Source organism: Serratia bockelmannii (assembly GCF_051803255.1).
Taxonomy (GTDB): domain Bacteria; phylum Pseudomonadota; class Gammaproteobacteria; order Enterobacterales; family Enterobacteriaceae; genus Serratia; species Serratia bockelmannii.
The window spans coordinates 3,000,365-3,026,755 of sequence record NZ_CP196512.1 but is presented as its reverse complement, the minus strand read 5'-3'; the positions used below and the strand labels follow the sequence as shown (position 1 = coordinate 3,026,755).

The window sequence follows — 26,391 nt, the reverse complement described above, 5'->3', positions numbered from 1 at the left end:
TGCTCGCAGGCTGCGCCACGTTCCGGCGCGGCGGCCAGTGAAATGCATTGCGCGTGGGTTTACCGGCGCCGGCTTGGCCGGAGCGAAACGCGAATAATAATGAAAGTGGAGAATTAAATGACAATGAGCACACCTATGCTGGTGACCTTCCTGGTGTACATTTTCGGGATGGTGCTGATCGGCCTGCTTGCCTACCGGGCAACCAACAACTTTGATGACTATATTCTCGGCGGCCGCAGTTTGGGCAGCGTGGTGACCGCGCTGTCCGCCGGCGCTTCCGACATGAGCGGCTGGTTGCTGATGGGCCTGCCGGGCGCCATCTTCCTCTCCGGCATCTCCGAAAGCTGGATCGCCATCGGCCTGACCATTGGCGCTTACCTGAACTGGAAGCTGGTGGCAGGAAGGCTGCGCGTACATACCGAAGCCAACAACAACGCCCTGACGCTGCCGGACTATTTCACCAGCCGCTTTGAAGACAACAGCAAGTTGCTGCGGGTGATCTCGGCCATCGTCATCCTGGTGTTCTTCACCATTTACTGCGCCTCCGGCATCGTGGCCGGCGCGCGCCTGTTCGAAAGCACCTTCGGCATGAGCTACGAAACCGCCCTGTGGGCCGGCGCCGCAGCGACCATCCTCTACACCTTTATCGGCGGTTTCCTGGCGGTGAGCTGGACCGACACCGTGCAGGCCAGCCTGATGATTTTCGCGCTGATCCTGACCCCGGTGATCGTGATCTTCGCCGTTGGCGGCATCGATACCTCGATGCTGGTGATCCAGGCACAGAACCCGGCCAACCTTGACATGTTGAAGGGGCTGAACTTCGTCGCCATCCTGTCGCTGCTGGGTTGGGGCCTGGGCTACTTCGGCCAGCCGCATATCCTGGCGCGTTTCATGGCGGCGGATTCTCACCGCACCATCCGCAGCGCGCGTCGCATCAGCATGACCTGGATGATCCTGTGCCTGGCCGGCACCATCGCCGTCGGTTTCTTCGGCATTGCTTACTTCGCCAATAACCCGGATCAAGCCGGTAACGTGTCGCAGAACGGCGAACGCGTGTTCATTGAACTGGCGATGTTGTTGTTCAACCCATGGGTGGCGGGCGTGCTGCTGTCGGCGATTCTGGCGGCGGTCATGAGTACCCTGAGCTGCCAGCTGCTGGTGTGCTCCAGTGCGATCACTGAAGACCTGTACAAGGCATTTCTGCGCAAAGGCGCCAGCCAGCGTGAGCTGGTATGGGTCGGCCGCGTGATGGTGCTGGTGGTGGCGTTGATCGCCATCGCGCTGGCGGCCAACCCGGAAAACCGCGTACTGGGCCTGGTGAGCTATGCCTGGGCCGGTTTCGGCGCCGCCTTTGGCCCGGTGGTGCTGATTTCGGTGATGTGGTCGCGCATGACCCGCAACGGCGCGCTGGCCGGGATGCTGGTCGGTGCGGTGACGGTGATCGTCTGGAAACAGTATGAATGGCTGGGCCTGTATGAAATCATCCCGGGCTTTATTCTGGGCTGTTTCGCCATCGTGGTTGTGAGCCTGATGGGCCGCCAACCTTCCGCCACCATGACCGAACGTTTCGATCAGGCGGAAGCCGAGTACAAAACGGTGTAACGCCGTTCGATGTCAGTCAGCAAGGGGCGCGCAGAGCGCCCCTTCTTTTTGCCTGTTCGCCACTGTCACTCAGCTGTAACACCTGGCGACATTTGATTAGAAAAAATCACGCTTGCGCCTCTTGTATTTCTTCTTGGCAGAATGATAATCACTCTCGTTGTATTTTACGTTTCTTTACAGAGTTGCCGCCGCTCATTTTGAGTCAGTTTTCTCTGCCGCCGCGGTCTTTTCAGGGGTGTTTATTTATGTTTGTTCCCTTTCTTATCATGTTCCGCGAGGGGCTGGAGGCTGCGCTGATCGTCAGCCTGATCGCCAGCTACCTGAAACGCACGCAGCGCAGCCAATGGCTCGGTGCGGTGTGGATCGGCGTGATTGTCGCCGCGGCGCTGTGTCTGGCGCTCGGCATCTTCATCAATGAGACCACCGGCGAGTTCCCGCAAAAACAGCAGGAGCTGTTTGAAGGCATCGTGGCGGTGGTGGCGGTGCTGATCCTCACCTATATGGTGTTCTGGATGCGTAAGGTATCCAAATCGGTCAAGGTGCATCTGGAAGGGGCGATCGATCAGGCGCTTAACGCCGGTAAAGGGCAGGGTTGGGCGTTGGTGGCGATGGTGTTCTTCGCCGTAGCGCGTGAAGGGCTGGAGTCGGTGTTCTTCCTGTTGGCGGCGTTTCAGCAAGACGTGGGTGCCGCGGCGCCGATCGGTGCGGTGCTCGGGCTGGTTGCCGCCATCGTGCTGGGCATGATGATTTACTGGGGCGGGGTGAAGCTGCACCTGGCCAAATTCTTCAAATGGACCAGCCTGTTCATTCTGTTCGTCGCCGCCGGCCTGGCCGCCGGGGCGATCCGCGCCTTCCACGAAGCCGGTCTGTGGAACCATTTCCAGGACATCGCCTTCGATTTCAGCGGCACCCTGTCGACCCATTCGCTGTTCGGCACCCTGCTGGAAGGCATTCTCGGCTATCAGGAAGCCCCAACGGTCAGCGAAGTGGCGGTCTACTTCCTGTATCTGATCCCGGCGCTGATTTTCTTTTTCCTGCCGCAGCGCTCGGAGCCGGCAGCGGCCCCGGCGCAACGTAAAATCAATCATTAATGTTTAATAGGGAATCTCGTATGTCTACTCCGTTATTTCGCCGTAAGGCGTTGCACGCAGCATTACTGGCTATCCCGGCGTTTGCGCTGAGCATCGACGCCTTGGCGGCGGACGTGCCGCAGGTCAAGGTCACGGTCAACGACAAGCAGTGCGAACCGATGCAGCTGACGGTGCCAGCCGGCAAAACGCAATTTGTGGTGCATAACACCAGCCAGAAAAATGTCGAATGGGAAATCCTGAAAGGGGTGATGGTGGTGGAAGAGCGCGAAAACATCGCGCCGGGCTTCACCCAGAAAATGACCGCCACGCTGGAAGCGGGCGAATATGACATGACCTGCGGGCTGCTGAGCAATCCGAAAGGCAAACTGATTGTCACTGCGGCGGCCAACGGCGCTACCGACGGCAAGCCGAGCGCGCTGGATCTGGTTGGCCCGATCGCCGAATACAAAGTCTACGTCACCAAAGAAGTCGATGGGCTGGTGAAACAGACCAAGCTGTTCACCGACGCGGTGAAGGCCGGTAACGTGGAGCAAGCGCGCAAGCTGTACGCGCCGACCCGCCAGCACTATGAGCGCATCGAGCCGATCGCCGAGCTGTTCTCCGATCTGGACGGCAGCATCGACGCCCGCGAAGACGACTACGAGAAGAAATCGGCGGATCCGAACTTCACCGGTTTCCACCGTCTGGAGAAGGCGCTGTTTGCCGACAACTCAACCAAAGACATGGGCGCCTACGCCGATCGCCTGTACCACGACACCGTCGAGCTGCAAAAGCGCGTGAGTGAACTGACCTTCCCGCCGAGCAAAGTGGTGGGAGGCGCAGCCGGGCTGATCGAAGAGGTGGCGGCCAGCAAGATCAGCGGTGAAGAAGACCGCTACAGCCGCACCGACCTGTGGGACTTCCAGGCCAACGTCGACGGCGCACAGAAGATAGTCAACCTGCTGCGTCCTTTGCTGGTCAAGGCCAATAAGCCGCTGCTGGACAAGATCGACGCCAACTTCAAAACCGTGGACACCATCTTGGCGAAGTACCAAACCAAAGACGGCTATGAGTCCTATGAGAAGCTGACCGATGCCGATCGCAATGCGTTGAAAGGGCCGATCACCACGCTGGCGGAAGATCTTTCCCAACTGCGCGGCGTGTTGGGTCTGGACTGAGGCATAAGGTTATGAGCAACAAGGTAGGCCCGAATAACGGGCCTCATCCGCACTCTCAGGGGGCGGCATCGCCTTCGCGGCGCCGTTTGCTGCAAGGGCTGGGGCTGGGCGCACTGGCACTGGGCGGCACCCGTCTGGTGCAGGCGGCGGACAAAGCGGCGGAGCCGTTGGCGACGCCGCAGGATGAGCGCTGGCAGAAGCAGCCGTTTTATGGCCGCCATCAGGCCGGGGTGCTGACGCCGCAACAGGCGGCGATGATGCTGGTGGCGTTCGATGTGCTGGCGACCGACAAAGCGGGGCTGGAGCGCCTGTTTCGGCTACTGACCGATCGCATCGCCTTCCTGACTCACGGCGGCAAGGCGCCGGAGGTGGACGCCAAACTACCACCGCTCGATTCCGGCATCATGGGGCCGGAGATTTACCCGGACAACCTGACCATCACCGTCTCGGTCGGCGCATCGCTGTTCGACGAACGCTTTGGTCTGCAGGCGCACAAACCGCTGAAATTGCAGAAAATGACCCGCTTCCCCAACGATGCGTTGGACGCCGGGCTTTGCCACGGCGACCTGCTGCTGCAGATCTGCGCCAACACCAACGAAACCGCTCTCCACGCGCTGCGTGACATCATCAAGCACTCGCCGGATCTGCTCAGCGTGCGCTGGAAGCGGGAAGGGTTCATCTCCGCGCACGCGGCGCGCAGCAAAGGCAAAGAGACGCCGATTAACCTGTTGGGGTTCAAAGACGGCACCGCCAACCCGAAAACCGACGACAAACCGCTGATGGATAAGGTGGTGTGGGTCGGCGACAGCGTCGGCGAACCGGCGTGGACGGCGGGCGGCAGCTATCAGGCGGCGCGTATTATTCGTTTCCGCGTCGAGTTTTGGGATCGCACGCCGCTGCAGGAGCAGGAAACCATTTTCGGCCGCGAGAAGCACAGCGGTGCGCCGCTCGGCATGAAGCATGAACATGACGAGCCGAATTACGCGAACGATCCCGACGGTAAGGTGATCCCGATGGACGCGCACATTCGATTGGCTAACCCCCGTACGCCGGAAAGCCAAAGCAACCTGATGCTGCGGCGTGGCTACAGCTATTCGCTGGGGGTATCCAATGCCGGGCAGTTGGAAATGGGGCTGCTGTTTGTCTGTTATCAGGCCGATCTGGAGAAAGGCTTCCTGACGGTGCAAAAAAGGCTGAACGGCGAAGCGTTGGAGGAATACATCAAGCCGATTGGCGGCGGGTATTTCTTCGTGCTGCCGGGCGCGAAAGAGAACGGTGACTATCTGGCCAGCGGCCTGCTCAAGGCCTGAACCCGAAATGACGAGGCGGGATCGCCTGCCTCGTTTTACTTTGTTTTGCCTGCCGTACGGAAGATTGAGCGTCGAAACTCAATTCAACACCTGGCCTATGGATTAAAAAGCACGCACCGCGTGCGCTTTTGTGGTGTGCAAAATTTAATCAGGAAACCAAAGTGTCATTCGCACTGTTTAATTATAATTTATTGATATTTATAGATTATAAATTCTTGTGGAATGACGTGTCGTGCGTGATATAGTGTTTTAGCGATAACTAAAAACAAAAAATATAAATTTTTTTACATTTTAGTAACGCGACAGGATTGAATGTCATTATACTGTAATCATCTGGCGGTAGTTTTCACACGGTGCACAGCTTGAAGCTGTAAATATCACTGCGGGGATCGCTAATGGTAAAGTCCTTGGTTGGGCTGGAAAGAAAAAATAACACATCTCCCCTGATTTCTCGTTGTAACGAGGGTTCTCTCTCCGACTCTCTTTTACCGGCAACTCCGCACTCTTATCGCTACCGAATCTCACCACTTTTTACTCCACGTTTATTGATGCAGTCCGCGTTGTCCCGTGAAAAAACGGCGCTTAAGCGTTGCCGTCAATTCACATTGTCCCTTGGCTCTTATTGGCTCGGAGGAGGCCAAAACCTAATACGTGTGTGAAACATAATCGCACGGCCTGGCCGTTGCGGTAGGTGAAACAAACTGTAAGGTGCCACTATGGGTAGACAGAAAGCAGTGATCAAAGCACGTCGTGAAGCGAAACGCGTTATTCGTCGTGACGCTCGTAGTCATCGCCAGCTGGAAGAAGAGTCTGTGACCTCGCTGGTGCAAATGGGGGGAGTCGAGTCTATCGGCATGGCGCGAGACAAGCGCGATAGCTCACCCATCGAGGCTAGAACCGAAGCTCAGGGTCATTACTTATCAGCCATAGAGAATAAGCAGCTGATCTTCGCCACCGGCGAAGCGGGCTGTGGCAAAACATTTATCAGCGCCGCCAAGGCGGCGGAGGCGCTGATCCATAAAGAGGTGGATCGGATTATCGTTACCCGTCCTGTTTTGCAGGCGGATGAAGACCTCGGTTTCTTGCCGGGGGATATCTCCGAGAAGTTCGCCCCTTATTTCCGCCCGGTGTATGACATTCTGGTACGTCGTTTAGGATCTTCCTTTATGCAGTACTGCCTGCGCCCGGAAATCGGCAAGGTAGAGATTGCACCGTTTGCTTACATGCGCGGACGCACCTTCGAAAATGCGGTCGTTATCCTGGATGAAGCCCAGAACGTGACCGCCAGCCAGATGAAAATGTTCCTGACCCGCCTGGGGGAAAACGTGACGGTTATCGTTAACGGCGACGTGACCCAGTGCGACCTGCCGCGCGGCGTGAAATCCGGCCTCAGCGATGCCCTGGAACGCTTCGAAGAGGACGAGATGATCGGCGTTATCCGCTTTGAAAAACAGGACTGCGTGCGTTCCGCTTTGTGCCAGCGCACGCTCAACGCTTACAGTTAACCTATCCGCTAATGGAAAGGCCGCTTCGGCGGCCTTTTTTATCTCCGCAATTTCCTCTCTCGTTTAACCTTTGTGTAAATTATTGTGGTTTTCTGTATAGATTTTCGTTGAGTTAGCGTTAATGATTAATGGGTTCCAGATTGGCGCGCAATTTGCCTGTGCCGCCAAAAGGACATTATCTGGGGTGTGCGCCGCGCGGCGCATAGCGTGTGGGTTCCTTGATGCGATTCAAACATGAAATACATCATTCTGATTTTGCTTATTTTATGCGTCGTCTATGTGCATTACCGCGGACGGGTGCGCTACAACGTGTGGCGACAGCTGTCTGACCATTCCACTTTTACCGCACCGTTGAACGTTTTCATGTATCTGTTTTCCCGTGTGCCGACCACGCCGTACCTGAAGCCGGAGCAGTTCCCTGAGCTGGCGGTACTGCGGGAGAACTGGGAAACCATCCGCGACGAAGGACAGAAGCTGATGGAGATCCAGCAGATCAAGGCGTCCGATCAATTCAACGACGCCGGTTTCAACTCGTTCTTCAAGACCGGTTGGAAGCGCTTTTACCTGAAATGGTATGAAGACAGCCATCCTTCCGCTATGACCCTGTGCCCGCAGACCACGGAACTGCTGCGCAGCCTGCCTTCGGTCAAGGCGGCGATGTTCGCCGAACTGCCGGACGGCAGCCGTTTGCCGCGTCACCGCGACCCTTATGCCGGTTCGCTGCGTTATCACCTGGGGTTGATTACCCCCAACGATGACCGCTGCTTCATTGAGGTGGACGGTGAGCGCTACAGCTGGCGCGACGGTGAAGGGGTGATGTTCGATGAAACCTATCTGCACTACGCGGAAAACCAGAGCGGGCAGAATCGTCTGATCCTGTTCTGCGACATCGAACGGCCGATGCGCTACCGCTGGGCGCAGGCGGTGAATCACTGGCTGGGGCGCAACCTGATGAGCGCCGCCACCGCGCCGAATGAAGAGGGCGATCGCACCGGCGGCGTCAACAAGATGTTCAAATACATCTATGCGATACGCCGGGTGGGGAAACGCCTGAAGGCCTGGAACCGCACCGGTTATTACATCATCAAGTGGATTTTGTTCGGGGGGATCGCCGCGGCGATATTCTTCTCGGTATAACGAAGGCAGGGGCGCACAGAGTGCGCCCCTTTTTGATCAGGCGAAGATAGTCATCATGTAGGCGGCGAACAGCGCCAGGTGGGCGGTGCCGTTCAGCACGTTGGTGCGGCCGGTCGAGAACGACAGCTGGCACAGCAGCAGCACCGTCAGCATCACCACGATATGCGGCGTTTGCAGGCCGAAGATCAGCGTCTGCCCGGTCAGGGTGGCGATGATGGTCACCGCCGGCACGGTCAGGGAGATGGTCGCCAGCACCGAACCGAAGAACAGGTTCATGGCGCGTTGCACCTGATTGTTCAACACGGCGCGCAGCGCGCCCAGACCTTCCGGCGACAGGATCAACAGCGCCACCAGGAAACCGGTGAACTGCGCCGGTGCATTCATCTTGGTCAGCAGGCCTTCCAGCGGATTGGCGTTGAACTTGGTGACGGCGATCACTGCGATCAGGTGCACGATGAGCCAGGCGGCGTGCCAGGCGCTGCTGTGCGAAGAGGGCTTGCCGTGATGCGGATCGCCATCGTCGTCTTCATGCTCGTACACGAACAGGCTCTGGTGGGTTTTGGTCTGGATCACCAGGAACACGCCATACATGGCGGCGGAGATCAGTGCCACCAACAGCGCTTGTCCGGTGCTGAAGTTGCCGCCCGGCAGCGCGCTCGGGAACACCAGCACGATCACCGCCAACGGGAAAATCGCCATCAGGTACTGTTTGATGCCGCCGAGGTTGACGTACTGGGTGGCGAACTTGCGCCCGCCGAGGAGCAGCGCGAAACCGACCAGGCCGGCGGAAACGATCATAATGATGGAATACAGCGTGTCGCGCATCAGCGCCGGTGCGGCGTCGCCGGTGGCCATCAGCGCGGAAATCAGGCTGACCTCGAGGATCACCACCGACAAACTGAGGATCAGCGAGCCGTAGGGTTCGCCCAATCGGTGGGCCAGCACGTCGGCGTGGCGCACCACGCTGAAGGCGCTGCTGAGGATCCCCACCAGCGCGAGAATATTGATGCCGACGATTAGCGGAAAGTTATCGGTGCTACCCCATAGATTTAGCACTACCAACGCGGCGATAGGGAAGATCAGAGAGTATTCGGTGTGGCGAGATTTGGTGGATCGGCCAGGATCGTGTTGCGACTTCATGAGGGTGGCACTCCTTCTCAAACAGCGTAGCCCGTCAGCGCCGGTTGCCGTGATACGGCAACTCTGCGTTTCCAGTAGGTATTTTATATTAGGATACACCCACGGCGCCGGTGTGATGTTGTTTTTATCTGAGAAAGCAATTGCTTGCTTTATGTGATCAGGGTAGCAAAAAAACCGCACGGGGTGCGGTTTTATTTACTTACTTTTACGCAATAACGCCAAGTTTTAACGTTAGATTTGAGAAAAGTGATGTTTACTTGTTTAGTACTCGGTTAATCAAGGATGATGAGACGATCAGTCGTCAATATTATCCATGATTTCATGCCGTTTATTGTGGTAACCCTCTTCATTTAGCCCCTCACGCCAGTAAGGCACAGCATAAAGACGATTACGATCGCATTGACGTTCACGGCGTAGGTAGCGGCGCAGCTCTACCACCAGGCGATCTTCACCGGCGAGCCAGAAGTGGGTATCGCTCTGCGGCACGGATTGCGCGCGGAACCGAGCGACCAATTCGTCGGTTTTCTCTGTGCCGCCGACAACCCAATTCACCTCAACGCCGGCAGGCTTTTTCAGGTCAATGACGTCAGCGTTGCTGTCGACGCGGACGAAAGCGCGTCCGGCGCTGTGCGGCGGCAGGTTTTCCAACAGCGCGGCCAGCGCAGGCAGTGAGGAAGGATCGCCCGCCAGGGAGTAGAAATCGGCGGCCGGCAGCATCGGTTTGGGGCCGCCTGGGTTGCTGATGCCGATTTTATCGCCGGCTTTCGCCTGGCGCGCAAAGTCGACCGCCGGGCCCTGATGGTCATGAATGGCGAACTCGATGTCCACTTCCGCCAGTTCCGGGCGCACGGCGCGGATGGAATAGGTGCGCACGATCGGGCGTACGGCATCTGCGGCCCAACGCGGGCCGTTTTCGGTCAGCGTCGGCAGGTCCGGCTGCGTCTGGCCGGCGAGCGGCAAAAAGACTTTGATGTGTGCAGCGGCGGCATTGGCCGGGTAGTAACGCAGATCGGGGGCGGTAAAGGTAATGCGGCGCAGGTGCGGCGTAATGTCCTGTACGCGGCTGACGGCGATCAGGTAGGGGGCGCGTGAGCGAGGGGCTTCGGTAGTCACGGGGATCTCCTTATAGTTCGTTTGGCGGTGAGTATAACATGTCGTTTGATAATGAGAATTGTTTGCTAATTGAGACGAAACCGCATGTGGGCTAGGCTTAAGGTTCACTCATCCTGAAAGGGGAGGCCATATGCCCTACCACAGCACGAACGACTTGCCGGACAATGTGAAGCATGTGCTGCCGGAACATGCGCAGGCGATCTATAAAGAAGCGTTCAACAGCGCCTGGCAACAATACCGCGATCCCGATGACCGGCGCGGTGACGACAGCCGTGAAGAGACGGCGCATAAGGTGGCTTGGGCGGCGGTCAAGCAAAGCTATCGTAAGGGCGATGACGAACGTTGGCATAAAAAGTAACGAATTATCACGCAGCAAAAATCGCGCAGACATTATGTGGAGCCCGGCAATTAATATTATTGCTGCTCAGTACAAATACTTTTTCACTTTAACGCCGCTTTGTAACTTGATTGCACGTCAGGAAAAGAATAAGGTCATTCTTATAAGGCGCGGTGATTGAATTAATAAAAATCCGCAGCCGAAAATAAAACATCAAAGGTTCAGCAGTGGCGAGGGAAGGCGAGAAATCGTATTCCCGGGAGGTAATATCAGTGTTAACGCGAGATTTTCTGCAAAAAGCGGATTGCAAAACTGCATTCGGCGCTATTGAGGAGTCGTTGTTGCTGACGCCTGAACAGCGTGCAGCCTCGTTGGATTGCACCTTATCGCGCCGGCCGGGTCACAGCCCCGTATGGATATTCGGTTACGGTTCGCTGATGTGGAACCCGGTTTTCGAATCGGAAGAAGTGCGGCCGGCCAAGCTGCAGGGTTGGCACCGGGCGTTCTGTATGCGCTTGACCGCCGGGCGCGGCACGCTGCATCAGCCGGGGCGCATGCTGGCGTTGAAGGCCGGAGGCCACACTACGGGCCTGGCCTTTCGCTTGCCGGAAAGCAAACTGCGTGAAGAGTTGGAGCTGCTTTGGAAGCGCGAAATGGTGACCGATTGCTACGTGCCGACCTGGTGCGAGCTGGAGTTGGATGGCGGCGAGAAGGTTACTGCGTTGGTATTCGTGATGAACCCGCAGCATCCGCTGTTTGAAGAAGACACCAGCTACCAGGTGATCGCGCCATTGATCGCCAGCGCCAGCGGCCCGCTGGGCACCAACGCGCAATATCTGTTTGCGCTGGATAACGAGTTGAAGCACCACGGCATGCAGGATGATTGCATCGGCGATCTGGTGCGCTGCGTGCAGCAATGGCTGCAGCAGAACCGCACCGGCGGCATCGGCAGTGAGGCCACCGCCTGAGGCTGCTGCGGGAATGCGAACGGTGAGGGGCTCAGCATGCTGAGCCCTTTTTTTATATCTAATGCCTATATTTAATAACTTTAATTTGCACAGTGATTGAAGGCATGTTTTTATTGTGGTTATCTATCCCTTTATTTTTAAAGTCATTCGCTGTTTTTTGTCAGTTTCCCATCCCCTATGCGAAGCAGAATGATCGACTTAGTATTAAATTGCATAAGTAAAGGTTATTTCTTATTTGTTCAGCCCCGCGGGACTCCGTATCAATATGGCTAACGCTACTGGAAGAAACAGGGAGACGGGGATGAACTTTCAACAATTAAAAATTATTCGTGAATCGGCGCGCTGCAACTACAACCTGACCGAGGTCGCCAATACGTTATTTACCTCGCAGTCCGGCGTCAGTCGGCATATTCGCGAGCTGGAAGAAGAGCTGGGCATCGAAATATTCATTCGCCGGGGCAAACGGCTGCTGGGCATGACCGAGCCCGGCAAAGAGCTGCTGGTGGTGGCGGAGCGCATTCTCAACGACGCCAATAACATCCGTCGCCTGGCGGATGTCTTCAGCAGCAACGACTCGGGCCAGCTGCATATTGCGACGACGCACACCCAGGCGCGCTATAGCCTGCCGGGGGTGATCAAAGAGTTTCGCGCGCTTTATCCGCGGGTGCGGGTGGTGCTCAATCAGGGCAGCCCTGAAGAGATCGTCTCGATGTTGGCCGCCGGCGAAGCCGATATCGGCATTGCCAGCGAACGGCTGATGAGCGACGAATCGCTGGCGTCGTTCCCATATTACCGCTGGCATCACACCATTCTGGTGCCGGAAGGGCACGAGTTGACGCGTCAGCCGCAGGTGACGCTGGAGATGCTCAGCACTTTGCCGCTGATCACTTACCGGCAGGGCATTACCGGGCGCGCGAAGCTGGATGCGGCGTTCAAAGCGGCGGGCCTGACCCCGGACATCGCGCTCAGCGCACAAGACTCCGACGTGATTAAAACCTATGTCGAACTGGGATTGGGCGTGGGCGTGCTGGCGGACATGTCGTATGAAAAAGAGCGCGATCGCGGGTTGGTCAGCCTCAACGCCGAGCATTTGTTTGAACCCAATACGGTATGGCTGGGCCTGAAACGCAGCCAGCTGCAGCGCAACTATGCCTGGCGCTTTATCCAACTGTGCAACCCGACGCTGTCGCTGACCGAAATCAAAGACAAGGTCTTCTCGTCGCAGTTGGACGCGGTGATTGATTACCAGATTTAACCGATAAGCGGCAGGCAATTCCTGCCGCGCATTCTGCATTGCCCGCCTAATAATCAAAACCCCATCTATATACATAAAAAGAATATCTATAGTGATTTAAGTACCTTCAGCTGCCGATCGCGCTCGCATACACTCGCAAAATTATTATAAATTCCATCCGCTTGGAGAGTTTCAGATGAAAGCGCTCGTTCCTTCTTTGCTGTTTTTGGCCGTGGCGGCCAGCGTTAACGCACAGGCGGCGACGCCGGCCAACACGTTGGTGATCGCACAGTCTATCGATGACGTGGTCAGCTTTGACCCGGCCCAGGGATTTGAGTTAACCACGGTGCAGTCGTTCAACAGCCTGTATCAACGTTTGATCCAGTCCGATCCGCACAACCCCATCGATCTCAAGCCGACTCTGGCCAGCAGCTGGCAGGCCGGCGCCGATAACCGCAGCCTGACTTTCAGCCTGCGCCCGGACGCTAAATTCGCCAGCGGTAACCCGCTGCGGCCGGAGGACGTGATCTTTTCGCTTTCACGGGTGGTGAAATTGAATCTGGAGCCGTCGTTTATCCTGACGCAGCTGGGCTGGAACGCGAAGAACGTGGATCAACACCTGACCAAGGTGGATGACCATACGGTAAAAATCAGCTGGGATGAAAACGTCAGCCCGGCCTTCGTGCTCAGCCTGCTGTCGGCGCCGGTATCCTCGATTGTCGACGCCAAAGAGGCGCTGGCGCACCAGCAGGGCGACGATCTGGGGCACCAATGGTTGAACAGCCACTCCGCCGGCAGCGGCCCTTACAAAATTCGCACCTATGTGCCGCACGAAGTGGTGGTGCTGGACGCGAACCCCGGCTCGCCGGAAGGGGCGCCGACGTTGAAAACCATCCTGATCAAAAACGTGCCCGATCCGGCCGCGCGCCGTTTGCTGATTGAGCAGGGCGATGCCGATATCGCCCGCAACCTGGGGGCGGACCAGATGGCGGCTCTGAAGGGCAAGCCGGGCGTCAAACCGTTGGCCATTCCTTACGCCTCGCTTTATTACCTGCAGTTCAACGCCAAGGCGTCGCCGGTGCTCGGCAACCCGGCGTTTTGGGAGGCGGCGCGCTGGCTGTTCGATTACCAAGGCATCGCCGACGATCTGCTGAAAGGGCAGTTCCAGAGCCATCAGGCATTCCTGCCGGACGGTTATCTGGGCGCGCTCAAGGATCAGCCGTACAGCTTCAATCCACAGAAAGCCAAAGAAATACTGGCCAAAGCGGGGCTGAGCAACGTCAGTTTCCGTCTGGACGTCAACAACCAGCCGCCGTATCTGGATATCGCTCAGGCGTTGCAGGCCAGTTTTGCTCAGGGCGGCGTGAAGGTCGAACTGGTGCCGGGCATCAGCTCGCAGGTCTCCACTAAGGTGAAAACGCTTAACTACGATGCGACGCTGACCTCCTGGGGACCGGATTACTTCGATCCTAACACCAACGCGGCCGCCTTTGCCTACAACCCGGAGGACGGCAGCAAGACGCTGGCCTGGCGAGCCAACTGGCAGATCCCGGCGCTGAGCAAGTTGACGCTGGCCGCCACTGCAGAAAACGACACCGCCAAACGGGTGGCCGACTACCAGCAACTGCAGAAAGAGGTGCAGCAAAGCTCGCCGTTTGTCATCGGCCTGCAGGCGCGCAGCCTGATCGCAGTGCGTGACAACCTTAAGGGCTATGTGCAGGGCATCAACCCTGACATGGTGTTCTACAGCAAGGTCAGCAAGTAATGGCTGCTGACCTGTCCGCCAGCGCCGGGGCGGCCCGGCGGTATTGGCGCTGGGGCGGGCGGCTGCTCGGCGGCGCGCTGTCGCTGGCGTTAACGCTGCTTGGTCTGCTGCTGTTCACCTTCATGCTGTCGCACCTGGCGCCGATCGATCCGGCGCTGCAGGTGGCGGGCGATCACGCCAGCGAAGCCACCTATGCGCAGGTGCGGCACGAGCTGGGGCTGGATCAGCCTCTGCCGGTGCAATTTTGGCGCTATCTGGTGCACCTGGCGCATGGCGATCTGGGCATTTCGCGCATCACCGCCCAGCCGGTGTTGAGCGATCTGCTGCGTACCTTCCCGGCGACGGTGGAACTGGCCACCTGCGCCATTATCCTCGGCGCTCTCGGCGGCATTACGCTGGCGTTTCTGGCGGTGCTCAAACCAGGCAGTTGGCTGGATAACGCGGCGCGCTTGCTGTCGCTGATCGGTTATTCGGTGCCGATTTTCTGGTTGAGCCTGCTCGGGCTACTGCTGTTCTACGCCACGCTGCACTGGTCGGCGGGGCCGGGGCGGCTGGATGACATTTACTTGTACAGCATGGAGCCGCGTACGGGTTTCGTGTTGATTGACAGCTGGCTGTCCGGCGATCGCGAAATGTTCTACAACGCCATCAGCCACCTGTGGCTGCCGGTGGTGGCGCTGGCGCTGCTGTCGATGGCGGGTATCACCCGGCTGCTGCGCGCGGCGATGCTGGAAGAATGCAACAAGGAATACGTGACGCTGGCGCGCTCCAAGGGCGCCGGCCGCCTGCGCATTCTGCTGCGCCATGTGTTCCCCAACGTGCTGGGCACGCTGATCACCGTACTGTCTCTCTCCTACGCCAGCCTGCTCGAGGGCGCGGTATTGACCGAAACGGTGTTCGCCTGGCCCGGCGTCGGGCGTTACCTGACCTCGGCGCTGTTTGCCGCCGACACGCCGGCGATCCTCGGCGCCACGCTGCTGATCGGCACCTGTTTCGTGCTGTTGAATGCGCTGGCTGACGCCTTGACCTATTTAGTGGATCCGCGAACCCGATGAGCCAATATCTCTCTGAACACGAACCGCAAAGCGAGCCGGCCGTCGGTTACCGCCGCGGTCGGCGCCTGACCACGCTGACGCTGGGCGCGGCGCTGGTGGCGATCCTGATCGTCACCGCGCTGCTGGCTCCGTGGCTGGCGCCTTTCGATCCCAATCTGCAGCATATCGAGCTGCGGTTACTGCCGCCTTCCGCCGCACATTGGCTGGGCACCGACGGCTTCGGCCGCGACTTGCTCTCCCGCGTGATTTACGGCGCACGGCCGACGTTGATCCTGGTGTCGTTGATTCTGGTGTTGACCATTCCCATTGGTCTGCTGGTCGGCATTTGCGCCGGTTATCTCGGCGGCTGGGTAGAGCGTATTTTGATGCGTCTGACCGACATTTTCCTGTCGTTGCCGAGCCTGGTGATCGCGCTGGCGTTCGTGGCGGTCATGGGGCCGGGGCTGATGAACGGCGCGCTGGCGTTGGCATTGACCAGCTGGCCGGCCTTTGCCCGCCAAGCGCGGGCCGAAACCCTGGCGCTGCGCCGCAGCGACTACCTGGCGGCAGCGCGTATGCAGGGCATCAACGGGCTGCGGCTGATGGTCGGCCACATTTTGCCTTTATGCCTGCCGAGCGCGGTGGTGCGCGCGGCGTTGAGTCTGGGCGGCATCATCTTGTCCGCCGCCGGTCTGGGGTTCCTCGGCATGGGCGTCGCGCCGCCGACCGCCGAATGGGGATCGATGGTGGCGGAAGGCAGTAAAGTGATTTTCGACCAATGGTGGGTCGCCGCCGCACCGGGCGGGGCGATCCTGTTCGCCAGCCTGGCGTTTAACCTGCTGGGCGATGGCCTGCGCGACAAAATGGATCCTCGTCATGGGCACTGATAACACCTTATTGACCGTTGAACGTTTGGCGATCGGCGTGCCGGGGCCGCAGCCGGTGGCGCTGGTGAAGAATATTTCGTTCAGCATGGGGCGGGAGCGACTGGCGCTGGTCGGTGAGTCCGGCTCCGGCAAATCGTTGACCGCGCGTGCGCTGATGGGGCTATTGCCGCCGCCGTTGCAGCTGCAGGCGCAGCGCCTGACGTTGGGCGATGAAGACTTGACGCGCCTGAGCGAACGCCAGTGGAGCCGCCTGCGCGGCGACCGGGTGGCGATGGTGATGCAAGATCCCAAACATGCGCTGAATCCCAATCAGCCGATCGGCCGTCAGGTGGAGGAACCGCTGGTGCTGCATGCCAAGCTAAGCCGCGCCGAGCGGCGTGAAAAAGTGCTGGATATGTTGGCGGCGGTGGGGTTGCCCGATCCGGCGGCGCTGTGCGGCCGTTATCCGCATCAGCTCTCCGGCGGGATGGGGCAGCGGGTGATGCTGGCCATTGCGTTGATCAACGATCCGCAGCTGTTGATTGCCGATGAACCCACGTCGGCGCTGGATCACCAGATGCGCGATCAGGTGCTGCAACTGATAGACAATCTGGTGGCGCAACGCAACATGGGGCTGATCCTGATCAGCCACGATTTGCAGCAGGTGGCGCACCACTGCGAGCGGGTGCTGGTGATGTACAAAGGCGAGCTGTTGGATCAACTGCCGGCAGCAGAGCTGGCGCAGGCCACGCACCCTTATACTCGCACGCTGTGGGCGTGTCGGCCGAGCCGCGAGACGCGCGGCAAACCGCTGCCGGTACTGGACCGCGCGCTGTTGGAGACGTTGAAATGAGCGTAATTGCACTGGAGAACCTCAGCGTCAGTCACCGTCAGGGCTATGAACAGCGCACCGTGGTGCACGACGTTAACCTGCGCATCGAACCGGGCGAGTGTTTCGGCCTGGTGGGGCCTTCCGGCTGCGGCAAGTCCTCGTTGCTGTGGGTGCTGGCCGGGCTGAACGACAGCTGGCGCGGCGGTTTTGAACTGCTCGGGCGGCAGCTACAACCGGGGCAGGCATTTACCGGCGAACTGCGGCGCGAGGTGCAGATGGTGTTTCAAGATCCCTATGCTTCGCTACACCCTAAACACCGGCTGTTGCGTACGCTGTCGGAACCGCTAAAACTGCTGCAGGAAAGCGACATCGAACGCAAAATCGGCGCGGGCTTTCGCCAGGTGGGGTTGGATCCGCGCCTGCTGGATCGCTATCCGCATCAGCTGTCGGGCGGGCAGCGGCAGCGCGTGGCGATCGTGCGCGCATTGCTGCTGCGGCCGAAGCTGTTGCTGCTGGATGAGCCGACCTCGGCGCTGGACATGTCAGTGCAGGCGGAAATCCTTAACCTGCTTAACGAGCTGAAACAGGCGGGCGATCTGACTATGGTGCTGGTCAGCCACGATGCGGACGTGATTGACCACATGTGCGATCGTTCGGTGGCAATGGCGCACGGCCGCATCATCGTTTGACCCTATGCCCGCCAACGTGGCGGGCATATCCATCTTGGTAATAAATAAAGCAATTTATCGTCGTTCTTCTGTTAATTCTTACCCTCTACACTCGTCAAACAGCGCAACCGCGTGATTGTGGAGAGTGTATCGATGAAACGGTTAATCCCAACCTTGTTGTATGGCGCGCTGGCGGCCGCTTTCGGTGCGCAGGCCGCCACCCCGCAGGATACCTTGGTGGTGGTCAGTTCGCTGGAGGGCATTATCAGCCTCGATCCGGCGGAGAGCTTTGAAACCGTCAGCTCGGCCAATCTGGTCAACCTCTATCAGCGCCTGGTGGCGCCGGATCGCGCCGCGCCGCAAAAGCTGGCGCCGGACGCCGCAGGCAGTTGGCAGGCGGGCGCCGATGGCCACAGCCTGACCTTTACCCTGAAACCGCAGCAACGTTTTGCTTCCGGCAATCCGCTGCGGCCTGAAGACGTGATTTTCTCGCTGGTGCGTGCGGTAAAGCTGAACAAGGCGCCGTCGTTTATTCTCGGTGAGTTTGGCTGGACGCCGGATAACGTTGAGCAGCAGCTGAAGAAGGTGGGGGATAACCAGGTGCAACTCACTTGGCCCGCCAACATCGGCAGCGAGCTGGCGCTGCGGCTGCTGACGGCGAACGTGGCTTCGATCGTGGATGAGAAGCTGCTGAACGAGCACGCGCAGCAGGGGGACTACGGTAACGCCTGGCTGCGCAGCCATTCCGCCGGCGGCGGCCCGTATCGGGTAAATAACTATGTGCCGCATGAGGCGCTGCTGTTTGGCCGCAACGATTACGCGCCGTCGCCGGCAAGGTTGAAAACGGTGCTATTCAAGAACGTCAGCGACGCCGGCACCCGCCGTTTGCTGTTGCTGAAGGAGGATGCCGACGTGGCCTACGATCTGGGCGCCGACCAGTTCGACTCGCTGCGCAACGCGCCGGGCGTGCGCATCGAACAGGCCGATGCGCCCCGGATCTATTACCTCGGTTTCAACACCGGCAGCAAAGACAATCCGGCGCTGGGCAATCCGGCGTTGTGGCAGGCCGCGCGCTGGCTGGTGGATTATCAGAGCATCGCCGAGCAGCTGCTGAAAGGGCAATATCGCGTGCATCAGGCCTTCTTGCCGCAGGGATTGGACGGCGCGCTCGACGATCGGCCATTTAAGCTCGACGTAGACAAAGCCAAACAGATCCTGCGCGATGCCGGCATCGCTGAAGGTACGCGCATCGATCTTATCGTCATCAACCAACCGCCGTATACCGACATCGCGCAGGCGCTGCAGGCCAGTTTTGCGCAGGCCGGACTGCGGTTGGATATCCATCCGGTGGTGGAAAGCGATCTGTGGGGCAAGATGCGCGGCCGCGATTTTCAGGCGATCTTCACCTACTGGGGCGCCGACTACCTGGATCCGAACACCAACGCCAGTGCCTTTGCTTACAACGTGTCAGGCGGGCCGAAAACCTTGGCCTGGCGCACCCAGTGGGGCATTCCCGCCATCAGCGCGGAAACGCGTGCCGCGGCTGCGGAAGGGAATAGCGCGGCGCGCAGCGCACGCTACGTCACGTTGCAACGGGAATTACAGGCCAGTTCGCCCTATGTGGTGGCGCTGCAGGGGCAAACGCTGGTGGCATTGCGGGACAATGTCGAAGGTGCCCGGCTGGATATCGCCAACAGCATGTTGTATCTGGATCGGGTCAGTAAGTGACGGCAACGCCGTGCGCCTGGCCGAGCTTTCTGTCGCGCCATAGGCCGACAGCGCGTGAAATCGCTTGCTGTTGCCACCACGAATCGTGAAATGTTGTGTCAGGGTGAAATAAAATGAAATTTCATAACGTGCTCATATGACGGTGATAGATTGGCTTCGAAAGGCGGCGTTGTTTACGCCTTTCACCGCGGTCGTCCGCAATGATGCGGACACATCACGTCAGGAGAGATTATGGACAATAACGAAAAGGCTTCAACAGCGCGCGCAGCAACCTTGCTTGCCACCGGTGAGGTGGTTACGCCGGAACAGTTTTATCAGGACAGCGACGGAAGCAACTGGGGGCCGGCGATCAACAAAGCGGCGGCGGCGGCGCTGCAAGCCGGCGGTACGTTGTCCCTGGGGAAGCGGGTGTATACGGTCGCCGGACACGTACTCATTCAGACGACAACGGACATCTACGGCGGCATCGGTTTACGGGTGGTCGGATTGGGGCGGGCGACCAAAATTGTCAAGACGGCAGACAGCAGTTACACCAACGAACAGGGCGAAACGAAGAAAGCGGTGATCGTGGTGAAAGGCTTCGCCAATCTGACGCTGCACGGCTTGACGTTGCGGGATGATACCGGCGTAGACGACACCCACGGCGTGTGGTTCAGCGACCGCAATATGACGAAGTTTGATATTCGCGACATTTACACCAAGGTCGGCGGTTATTCGCTGTTTGTCTCGGGCGACATGTTCATCAACTGGCTGGTGAACGTGCAGATGGAGGCAAACGCCAATCGCCCGGGCGATGGGGTGCTGTGGATGGACAAGTCTGGCACCACCAATTTTATAGACGGCCTCTACGCCGCTCGCGCGAAGGGTACGGCGTTCAGAATTTCAGGGTTTTACTCTACTATCGGCTCGTTGGCTGCGGATGACTGCATCGGCGATATCTACTCTTTCAAAGATTTTAACGGCACGATCAATTCGTTGGGTTGCGAGAACCGCAACACGCAGCGCGCCGCCAATGTCAGCGTGCTGTCCACCAACTTTGCCCAAGGCACGATAGGCAATATCAATATCCAGGACGCGCAGAATGTGGAGAGCGGGGGCGTGTTGTGCCGATTCATCAACGAATCTCGTTGGGATATCGGTCAGTTGACTCTTTACAGCGGTTCTAAGACGCCTTTCCCGGTGGCGATCGCCGCCTGCAGCAACAATACCGAGGTAACCTTCAGTAACGTATACAACGGCGGCGTCCCGGTGGCCGGCAAAAGCACCGTCGATGTGACGTCGTTTTTAAGCGGGGTTGAAGCGATGTACAGTCTGGGCGAGCGGGGTATTGCCCCTTCCGCCTCCAGCAACCATTTGCCGCGCAATATATCGAAACAGCCATCGTGGACTTTTTTAGGCACCCTGACTGCGCCGGATCGGCAACCTACAACGCGCATTACTCTTCAACAGGGCGTAAGCACCAAGGTGCTGGCGTGCGATTTATATATCACGTTCGATCTGACCTCGCAGGCGACCGCCTTTGTCGTCAATAAAGGCAGCTATAGCGCGAAAGGCGCCTTTATGTTGCGTCGCACTGGGCCGTTGAGCTGCGAAATATATTACCGTGTCGAGAAAGATTTCGGCTTTGGCAGTTATCAGGTGCAGACTACACGCGGCAGCTACTGGCGGCCGGACGGCGTTTCGTTGAGCACGCCGCCCTCCGATGCGTTGGAAATCCGCAGCGATGAGGTGTTATCCACGACCAGACTCGCGGTGATCCAACCACTGGCCAATCCGACAACGGCCAGCACGGCGGAAGTGGCCGGATTGCTCAATCGGCTGATCGAGACACTGAAGAATTAACCGAATAACGCCGGCGCGTTCTGGCCGGCGTCCAGCAAGAGCAGCAACCAGCCGGCGGCCGCCAAGGCGATGCCGAAAGGCTGCGGCGTTCGCCAGGCGCGACGGTTGCGTCTGCCGCGCGCCAATGCCATGCCTAATCCGAACATTGCCGCCAGGCAGACCAGCAGCGGCAATATTGTCCAACCGAGCCAGGCGCCCAGCGCGGCCAACAGTTTGAAATCGCCCTGTCCGATGCCGTTACGCCGCCGCACCTGCCGATAAAGCGCGTTGAGCAGCCACAATGCCCCGTAACCGGCCACGGCGCCGAGAACCGCGTCGTCAAGCGTTGCCCAGCGAGCGTCAAGATTGCACAGCAGCCCGCCCCACAGCAGCGGCTGGGTTAGCCGGTCCGGCAGCCACCGGTGACGCCCGTCTAGCCAGGCCAGGGCGATCAGCAGTGCCGCGGCCGGCGGTAACCACAGCCGGTGTGCTGCCGGCAGGTCGAAGGGCAACGCCGTCAACGCCAAACCCAGGGCCGTTAGCAGCAGGCTGCGGCGGCGCAATCTCGGCGGGCTGGCGCGCACGGCCGCCGTTCGCTCCAAGCGGGTGATGAGCGCGAAGGCGACCAGACCCGCCGACAGCAGCGCGGTGAAAAACAGCGCGTGCCACAGTGAGGAAATAAACATCAAGGCTCCGCCAGTCGTGAAACAGATGTTTAAAATAACGGCAAAATGCATATTTCATCGGGGTGAAATGCGGTGGATTGTGAGGAATGCGCAGTCGTACGCATCGCCACTTTACGTATTGCAGAGTGATACAATGCCTTGCGCGGTGGCGCTCAGCAGTGGTGTGCTGTGCTTTTTATCGGCAAAATCGACGCTAAAATACGGTGAATTCATTTGGCGGCGGGAATGGATCGGTAAATGGTGCAAGTGACGCTGTCACTGAAGCGCGATTGGGGTTTATCCTATTGTTTCTGCTCGTCAAGCCGTTAGGCTTTAAGAGAGAGGCGTCCCCGCCAGGCCGGGACGTAAGGTTTTTCAGATCTGCCGTGGGAAAGGCGGCAGCAAAGCAGTGAGTTGGCATGCTCCAGGAGGGAGGGAGGCCAACGGTGTCATGAAAGACGTGATTCAGGCAATACTTATCAAGACCAAAAAACGATTCTGGCGCCGACGCCAGACGGCGTGGCTGGCCGGGCCACTGGTGTGGCTGGCCGGCGCAGCGGCCGCGTGCGCCGAATCCCCGCCGGCGCCGGACAGCGTCATCTCTTCTGAACAGGCCGCCGCGGACCCGGCCGCGAATTTGCCGGAGTTGGGCGGTGCGCCCGACGATGCCGCGCGCGAGAAGCAGTGGGCCGAGATGGCCAAGCAACTCGGCGAAAAAGAGTTGAACAACGTTTCACGTCAACAGATGCGCAGCCGCGCCGAAGATTATTTGCTGGGCCAGGCGACCGGTGCGCTGCAGCAACAGGCGCAGGAGCTGTTGTCGCCGTTGGGTACCGCCAGGCTATCGCTGAAGATGAGCGGCGAGGGGGACTTTACCGGCAGCAACGGGCAGTTATTCAGCCCGCTGTACGACGTCGATGGATTGTTGACCTACAGCCAGATCGGCTGGCTGCAGCAAAGCGCCGGGGCGCTTGGCAATTTCGCGCTGGGGCAACGCTGGATCGCCGGCGACTGGCTGCTGGGGTACAACACGGCGCTCGACAGCGATTTTGCTCGGCAGCGCAATAGAGGCAGCGTCGGTGCGGAAGCCTGGGGGGATTATCTGCGTTTCTCCACCAACTATTACTACCCGCTGTCGACGTTGTCGCAACAGCCCGGCGATGGGGTATTTTTCAGCCGTCCGGCGCGCGGTTACGACATCACGACGCAAGGTTATCTGCCGTTTTATCGCCAGATCGGCGGTTCGCTCAGTTATGAGCAGTATCTGGGCGATAATGTCGATCTGTTCGGCAGCGGCAAAAAACAAAACGATCCGCGCGCGATGCAGCTGGGGCTCAATTACACTCCGGTGCCGCTGGTGACGATGAAGGCACTGCATAAGATTGGCGCGGGCGGGCAGAGCCAGGATCAGGTCGAACTGGCGCTGAGCTATCGGCTCGGGGTACCGCTGGTGAAGCAGATTTCGCCGGAGTATGTGGCGCAGGCCAAGTCGCTGCGCGGCAGCCGCTACGATCCTATCGAACGCAAGAACGTGCCGGTGCTGGAGTTCCGTCAGCGCAAGTCGCTGCAGGTGTTCCTGGCTACGCCGCCGTGGAGCCTGCAGGCGGGGGAAACCGTGCCGCTGGTGCTGGAAATCAAGGCGCTGAACGGCATCACTCACGTCAGTTGGCAGGGGGATACGCAGGCGCTGAGCCTGACGCCGCCGCACAACGCCAACGATCCGCAGGGCTGGACAGCGATCGTGCCGCCGTGGGACGACGCGCCGGGCGCCGCCAACAGCTACCGGCTATCGGTCACGCTGGAGGATGATAAACAGCAGCGCGTGACGTCCAACTGGATAGAGCTGAAAGTGGCGCCGCCGCTGACGGCAACCGCCGGCGATGACGCGGGCCTGCCGCCGATCAAAACCCTGACGCCACCGCCGATCCCGGCGCAAACCGGGCCGCTGTACGGCGGCGATTAACCGTTTTTGCCCTGCAGCACCCATACGGCGGCCTCGACGCGGGATTTTAGCTTCATCTTTTTCAGCAGGTGTTTGACGTGTACCTTGACGGTGCTTTCAGTGATGGTCAGGCGACGGGCGATCAGCTTGTTTGGCAGCCCTTGGGCGATCAGCTTCAGGATATCTCGTTCCCGCGGCGTCAGTTGCTGAATATCACGATCGGCGCTGGGGCGGTTTTCCCGCAGGCTGGCGGCGAGGATCGGCGTCAGCGCTTCGCTCAGTACCATCTGCCCGGCTGCCGCCTGATGCAGCGCCTTCAGCAGATCCTCCGGCTCCATGTCTTTCAACAGATAGCCGTCGGCGCCGCGTTTGAGCGCGCTGACGACGTCATCTTCATGGTTGGACACGCTGAACACCACGATGCGCCCTGACAGGTCGGTTTGGCGCAGACGATCCAGCGTTTCCAGCCCGTTGATGCCGGGCATGTTCAGGTCGAGCAGGATCAGATCCGGATCGTGCTGCTCCGCCAGCGTGACCCCTTGTTCACCGTTGCTGGCTTCGGCAATGACCTGCAGACGAGCGTCCATGCCAATCAGCTGTTTTACGCCGTTGCGCAGCATCGGGTGGTCGTCGATCAGTAAGATGGTGGCGGCGGTTTCTGTCGTCATGGTGTCTCCGTTAGTCGATGGCGTGGTTATCTGGCGTGAAGCTGACCCGCACCTCAGTGCCGCCGCCGCTGCGCGGTAAAATGTCGCAGCGGCCGTGCAGGCTCTTGGCGCGATCGCGCATGATGATCAAGCCGTAATGGTCGGGGCGAGACGTCTCGGCCGGCAGGCCGCGTCCGTTGTCGCAGACGCTTAGGGTCACTTCGCCCCGTTTATTGATGACCTGAATGCTCACCTCACTGGCGGCGGCATGCTTAAGGATGTTGCTGAGCGCCTCGCGGGCGATCTGCAGCAGGTGAATGGCCTGATAGGCCGGAACCGTGCGTGGCCCCAGCTGGTAATCGAGGCTGATGGTCAGGCCCAGCTTGGGATTGAACTCCGCCACCGTCGATTGCAGCGCCGCCAGCAGGCCCGGTTCGGTCAGCTGCAGGCGGAAGGTGGTCAACAACTCGCGCAGCTGGCGATAGGCGCCGTTCAGCTCTTCACGCATCTGTTGCACCAGCGCCTGGCTGGCCGAAGAGAGCGTTTCGCCCTGCATCTGCAGACAGGCGATCTGCATTTTCAGGCAGGAGAGCGATTGGGCGATGGAGTCGTGCAGCTCGCGGGCGATCGCCGCCCGCTCCTCCATCAGCATCAGCTGCTGTTGGTGGTCGACCTGACGCTCGATGGCCAGCACGCTGGTCAGCTGTTCCACCAGGGTATTGATCAGTTGGCGATGTTCATCGTTCAGCGGTTGCTGCGGCGCATGCTGTGCCACGATCACGCCGTAGTCGCCGAGCTTGTCGCTCAGGCTCCAGCTCAGCGACGGATTGTCGGGATGCTGGCGGTGGCTGTCGTTCAGGCAGGCGCTGCACACCGGGTTATGGCAATGCTCCGGCCTTAGCGGTTGGTTGCCGCTCAGCTGCAGCAGCGGTTCCCGGCTGTCGTTTTCATACAGCCGCACCTGAATGGCGCGCAACGGCGTCAGGGTTTGCAGTTGGTTGAGCAGCGGCGTCAGGCGGCTGCACAACGGCTCGCTGGCGTGCAGCTGGCGGCTGGCGCGGTAGAGGAAGCTCAGCACCTGATTTTTCTGCTGCAGGTCGGCGGTCTTCTCGGCCACGCGCTGCTCCAGCCCACTGTAGGTCGCCGACAGCTCGTCGGACATGGTGTTCAATGCGCCGCCAAGCGACGCCATTTCATCCTGGTGGCCGCGTTGTGCATAGCGGCGGCTAAAATCGCCGCGGCCTACCGCCAAGGCCATCTCCACCAGTTGCCGCCACGGATGCAGCAACCGGCGCCGCAGGTAGCAGGTGGTGCCGATCAACAGCAGCAGGGTCAGCGCGATGAAGCCGGCCTGCACCAGCGTCACCATCAGCAGGCGGCGCTCGGTTTGCCTGTCGATATCCGAGACCAGCTTGTCCAGCAGCTGCACGAAGTGCGCCACCTGCGGGGCGGCATCGGCCGGGCGCTGCGCGCTGCGCAGGCGAGGTTGCAGAGTCTGTTGCCAGTAATCACGCAAGGCGTCGAACGGTTGCGTCAACCCTTCCTGCTCCACCGAACGCTGCAGGTCGGGGCTGTTTTCGTCGCGCTCCAGTTCGCGGATCAACGTTTCATGCCGTTCATCCAGCGGTACCTGCGCCAGCAGTCGGTAGCTTTGCATACGCAGCGAGCCGGCTTTGTTGATGGCATGCGCGTTGCCCTGAATGCTTTGCGACATCCAGGCGGAAATCCCCATGCCGGCCACGCCCAGAATGCCCGACAGCAACATCAGCAGGGCGACCTGATTCACGATCGAAAGCGGGGTCAACAGGCGTTTCATAAGCGCGGGTTCC

22 protein-coding genes are annotated in these 26,391 nt (G+C 59.4%); 17 read left to right on the top strand and 5 right to left on the bottom strand.

Annotated elements, in window-relative coordinates; genetic code table 11:
• The first annotated feature begins 117 nt into the window (after positions 1 to 117).
• From putP to lpxO, 6 genes are all read left to right on the top strand, one after another.
• Positions 118 to 1,602, top strand: a complete 1,485-nt coding sequence (putP, locus tag ACSJLU_RS14455) for a sodium/proline symporter PutP (RefSeq protein WP_025303234.1) — start codon at positions 118 to 120, stop codon at positions 1,600 to 1,602.
• A gap of 245 nt (positions 1,603 to 1,847) precedes the next feature.
• Entirely contained in the window at positions 1,848 to 2,693 is an 846-nt protein-coding gene (efeU, locus tag ACSJLU_RS14450; RefSeq protein WP_049204115.1) for an iron uptake transporter permease EfeU, read from the top strand.
• Between the two features lie 20 nt (positions 2,694 to 2,713).
• Entirely contained in the window at positions 2,714 to 3,850 is a 1,137-nt protein-coding gene (efeO, locus tag ACSJLU_RS14445; protein ID WP_043138585.1) for an iron uptake system protein EfeO, read from the top strand.
• An 11-nt stretch (positions 3,851 to 3,861) separates the two neighbouring features.
• Positions 3,862 to 5,160: an iron uptake transporter deferrochelatase/peroxidase subunit gene (gene efeB, locus ACSJLU_RS14440; RefSeq protein ID WP_260514696.1), complete on the top strand. Its 1,299-nt coding sequence runs from the start codon at positions 3,862 to 3,864 to the stop codon at positions 5,158 to 5,160.
• A 716-nt stretch (positions 5,161 to 5,876) separates the two neighbouring features.
• Complete coding sequence (gene phoH, locus ACSJLU_RS14435) at positions 5,877 to 6,665, top strand: phosphate starvation-inducible protein PhoH (RefSeq protein ID WP_015378226.1); 789 nt, start codon at positions 5,877 to 5,879, stop codon at positions 6,663 to 6,665.
• 234 nt (positions 6,666 to 6,899) lie between these two features.
• The gene (lpxO, locus tag ACSJLU_RS14430; protein ID WP_025303230.1) at positions 6,900 to 7,802 is read left to right on the top strand and encodes a lipid A hydroxylase LpxO; all 903 of its coding nucleotides are present in this window, start codon (positions 6,900 to 6,902) and stop codon (positions 7,800 to 7,802) included.
• A gap of 36 nt (positions 7,803 to 7,838) precedes the next feature.
• Here lpxO and chaA read toward each other — a convergent pair whose 3' ends face one another.
• Entirely contained in the window at positions 7,839 to 8,942 is a 1,104-nt protein-coding gene (gene chaA, locus ACSJLU_RS14425) for a sodium-potassium/proton antiporter ChaA (RefSeq protein WP_025303229.1), read from the bottom strand.
• Positions 8,943 to 9,236: 294 nt separating this feature from the next.
• Positions 9,237 to 10,055: a siderophore-interacting protein gene (locus ACSJLU_RS14420; RefSeq protein WP_025303228.1), complete on the bottom strand. Its 819-nt coding sequence runs from the start codon at positions 10,053 to 10,055 to the stop codon at positions 9,237 to 9,239.
• A gap of 130 nt (positions 10,056 to 10,185) precedes the next feature.
• Here ACSJLU_RS14420 and chaB point away from each other — a divergent pair, with 130 nt between their 5' ends.
• From chaB to ACSJLU_RS14370, 10 genes are all read left to right on the top strand, one after another.
• Positions 10,186 to 10,413 carry a putative cation transport regulator ChaB gene (chaB, locus tag ACSJLU_RS14415; RefSeq protein ID WP_025303227.1) on the top strand — a complete coding sequence of 76 codons (228 nt, stop codon included), beginning with the start codon at positions 10,186 to 10,188 and terminating at the stop codon, positions 10,411 to 10,413.
• Positions 10,414 to 10,664: 251 nt separating this feature from the next.
• Positions 10,665 to 11,360: a gamma-glutamylcyclotransferase gene (locus tag ACSJLU_RS14410; RefSeq protein ID WP_025303226.1), complete on the top strand. Its 696-nt coding sequence runs from the start codon at positions 10,665 to 10,667 to the stop codon at positions 11,358 to 11,360.
• Positions 11,361 to 11,661: 301 nt separating this feature from the next.
• Entirely contained in the window at positions 11,662 to 12,615 is a 954-nt protein-coding gene (cbl, locus tag ACSJLU_RS14405; protein WP_025303225.1) for an HTH-type transcriptional regulator Cbl, read from the top strand.
• 175 nt (positions 12,616 to 12,790) lie between these two features.
• A complete protein-coding gene (locus ACSJLU_RS14400; protein ID WP_197819134.1) occupies positions 12,791 to 14,359 on the top strand; it encodes an ABC transporter substrate-binding protein in 1,569 nt (522 codons plus the stop codon).
• Positions 14,359 to 15,414, top strand: a complete 1,056-nt coding sequence (locus ACSJLU_RS14395) for an ABC transporter permease (protein ID WP_025303223.1) — start codon at positions 14,359 to 14,361, stop codon at positions 15,412 to 15,414. The genes ACSJLU_RS14400 and ACSJLU_RS14395 overlap by 1 nt, the downstream gene beginning before the upstream one ends.
• Positions 15,411 to 16,280 (top strand): ABC transporter permease, encoded by an 870-nt coding sequence (locus ACSJLU_RS14390; RefSeq protein ID WP_016927339.1) that lies wholly within the window; start codon positions 15,411 to 15,413, stop codon positions 16,278 to 16,280. Before ACSJLU_RS14395 ends, ACSJLU_RS14390 begins: the two co-directional genes overlap by 4 nt.
• Positions 16,270 to 17,112 (top strand): ABC transporter ATP-binding protein, encoded by an 843-nt coding sequence (locus ACSJLU_RS14385; protein WP_025303222.1) that lies wholly within the window; start codon positions 16,270 to 16,272, stop codon positions 17,110 to 17,112. Before ACSJLU_RS14390 ends, ACSJLU_RS14385 begins: the two co-directional genes overlap by 11 nt.
• Positions 17,109 to 17,780, top strand: a complete 672-nt coding sequence (locus ACSJLU_RS14380; RefSeq protein WP_043138574.1) for an ABC transporter ATP-binding protein — start codon at positions 17,109 to 17,111, stop codon at positions 17,778 to 17,780. The genes ACSJLU_RS14385 and ACSJLU_RS14380 overlap by 4 nt, the downstream gene beginning before the upstream one ends.
• A 132-nt stretch (positions 17,781 to 17,912) precedes the next feature.
• The gene (locus ACSJLU_RS14375) at positions 17,913 to 19,487 is read left to right on the top strand and encodes an ABC transporter substrate-binding protein (protein ID WP_342096350.1); all 1,575 of its coding nucleotides are present in this window, start codon (positions 17,913 to 17,915) and stop codon (positions 19,485 to 19,487) included.
• A gap of 231 nt (positions 19,488 to 19,718) precedes the next feature.
• A complete protein-coding gene (locus ACSJLU_RS14370) occupies positions 19,719 to 21,329 on the top strand; it encodes a hypothetical protein (protein WP_342096349.1) in 1,611 nt (536 codons plus the stop codon).
• Here ACSJLU_RS14370 and ACSJLU_RS14365 read toward each other — a convergent pair.
• Positions 21,326 to 21,994: a prepilin peptidase gene (locus ACSJLU_RS14365; protein WP_025303218.1), complete on the bottom strand. Its 669-nt coding sequence runs from the start codon at positions 21,992 to 21,994 to the stop codon at positions 21,326 to 21,328. The two genes, ACSJLU_RS14370 and ACSJLU_RS14365, sit on opposite strands and share 4 nt — an antisense overlap.
• Before the next feature lie 430 nt (positions 21,995 to 22,424).
• Between ACSJLU_RS14365 and ACSJLU_RS14360 the strand changes: the two genes are divergently transcribed.
• Positions 22,425 to 23,936 carry a YchO/YchP family invasin gene (locus ACSJLU_RS14360; protein ID WP_342096348.1) on the top strand — a complete coding sequence of 504 codons (1,512 nt, stop codon included), beginning with the start codon at positions 22,425 to 22,427 and terminating at the stop codon, positions 23,934 to 23,936.
• Here the strand turns inward: ACSJLU_RS14360 and narL are convergent.
• Both narL and narX read right to left on the bottom strand, forming a co-directional pair.
• A complete protein-coding gene (gene narL, locus ACSJLU_RS14355) occupies positions 23,933 to 24,583 on the bottom strand; it encodes a two-component system response regulator NarL (RefSeq protein WP_025303216.1) in 651 nt (216 codons plus the stop codon). The genes ACSJLU_RS14360 and narL overlap by 4 nt on opposite strands.
• A 10-nt stretch (positions 24,584 to 24,593) precedes the next feature.
• The gene (gene narX / locus ACSJLU_RS14350) at positions 24,594 to 26,378 is read right to left on the bottom strand and encodes a nitrate/nitrite two-component system sensor histidine kinase NarX (protein ID WP_260514708.1); all 1,785 of its coding nucleotides are present in this window, start codon (positions 26,376 to 26,378) and stop codon (positions 24,594 to 24,596) included.
• Between the last annotated feature and the right edge of the window lie 13 nt (positions 26,379 to 26,391).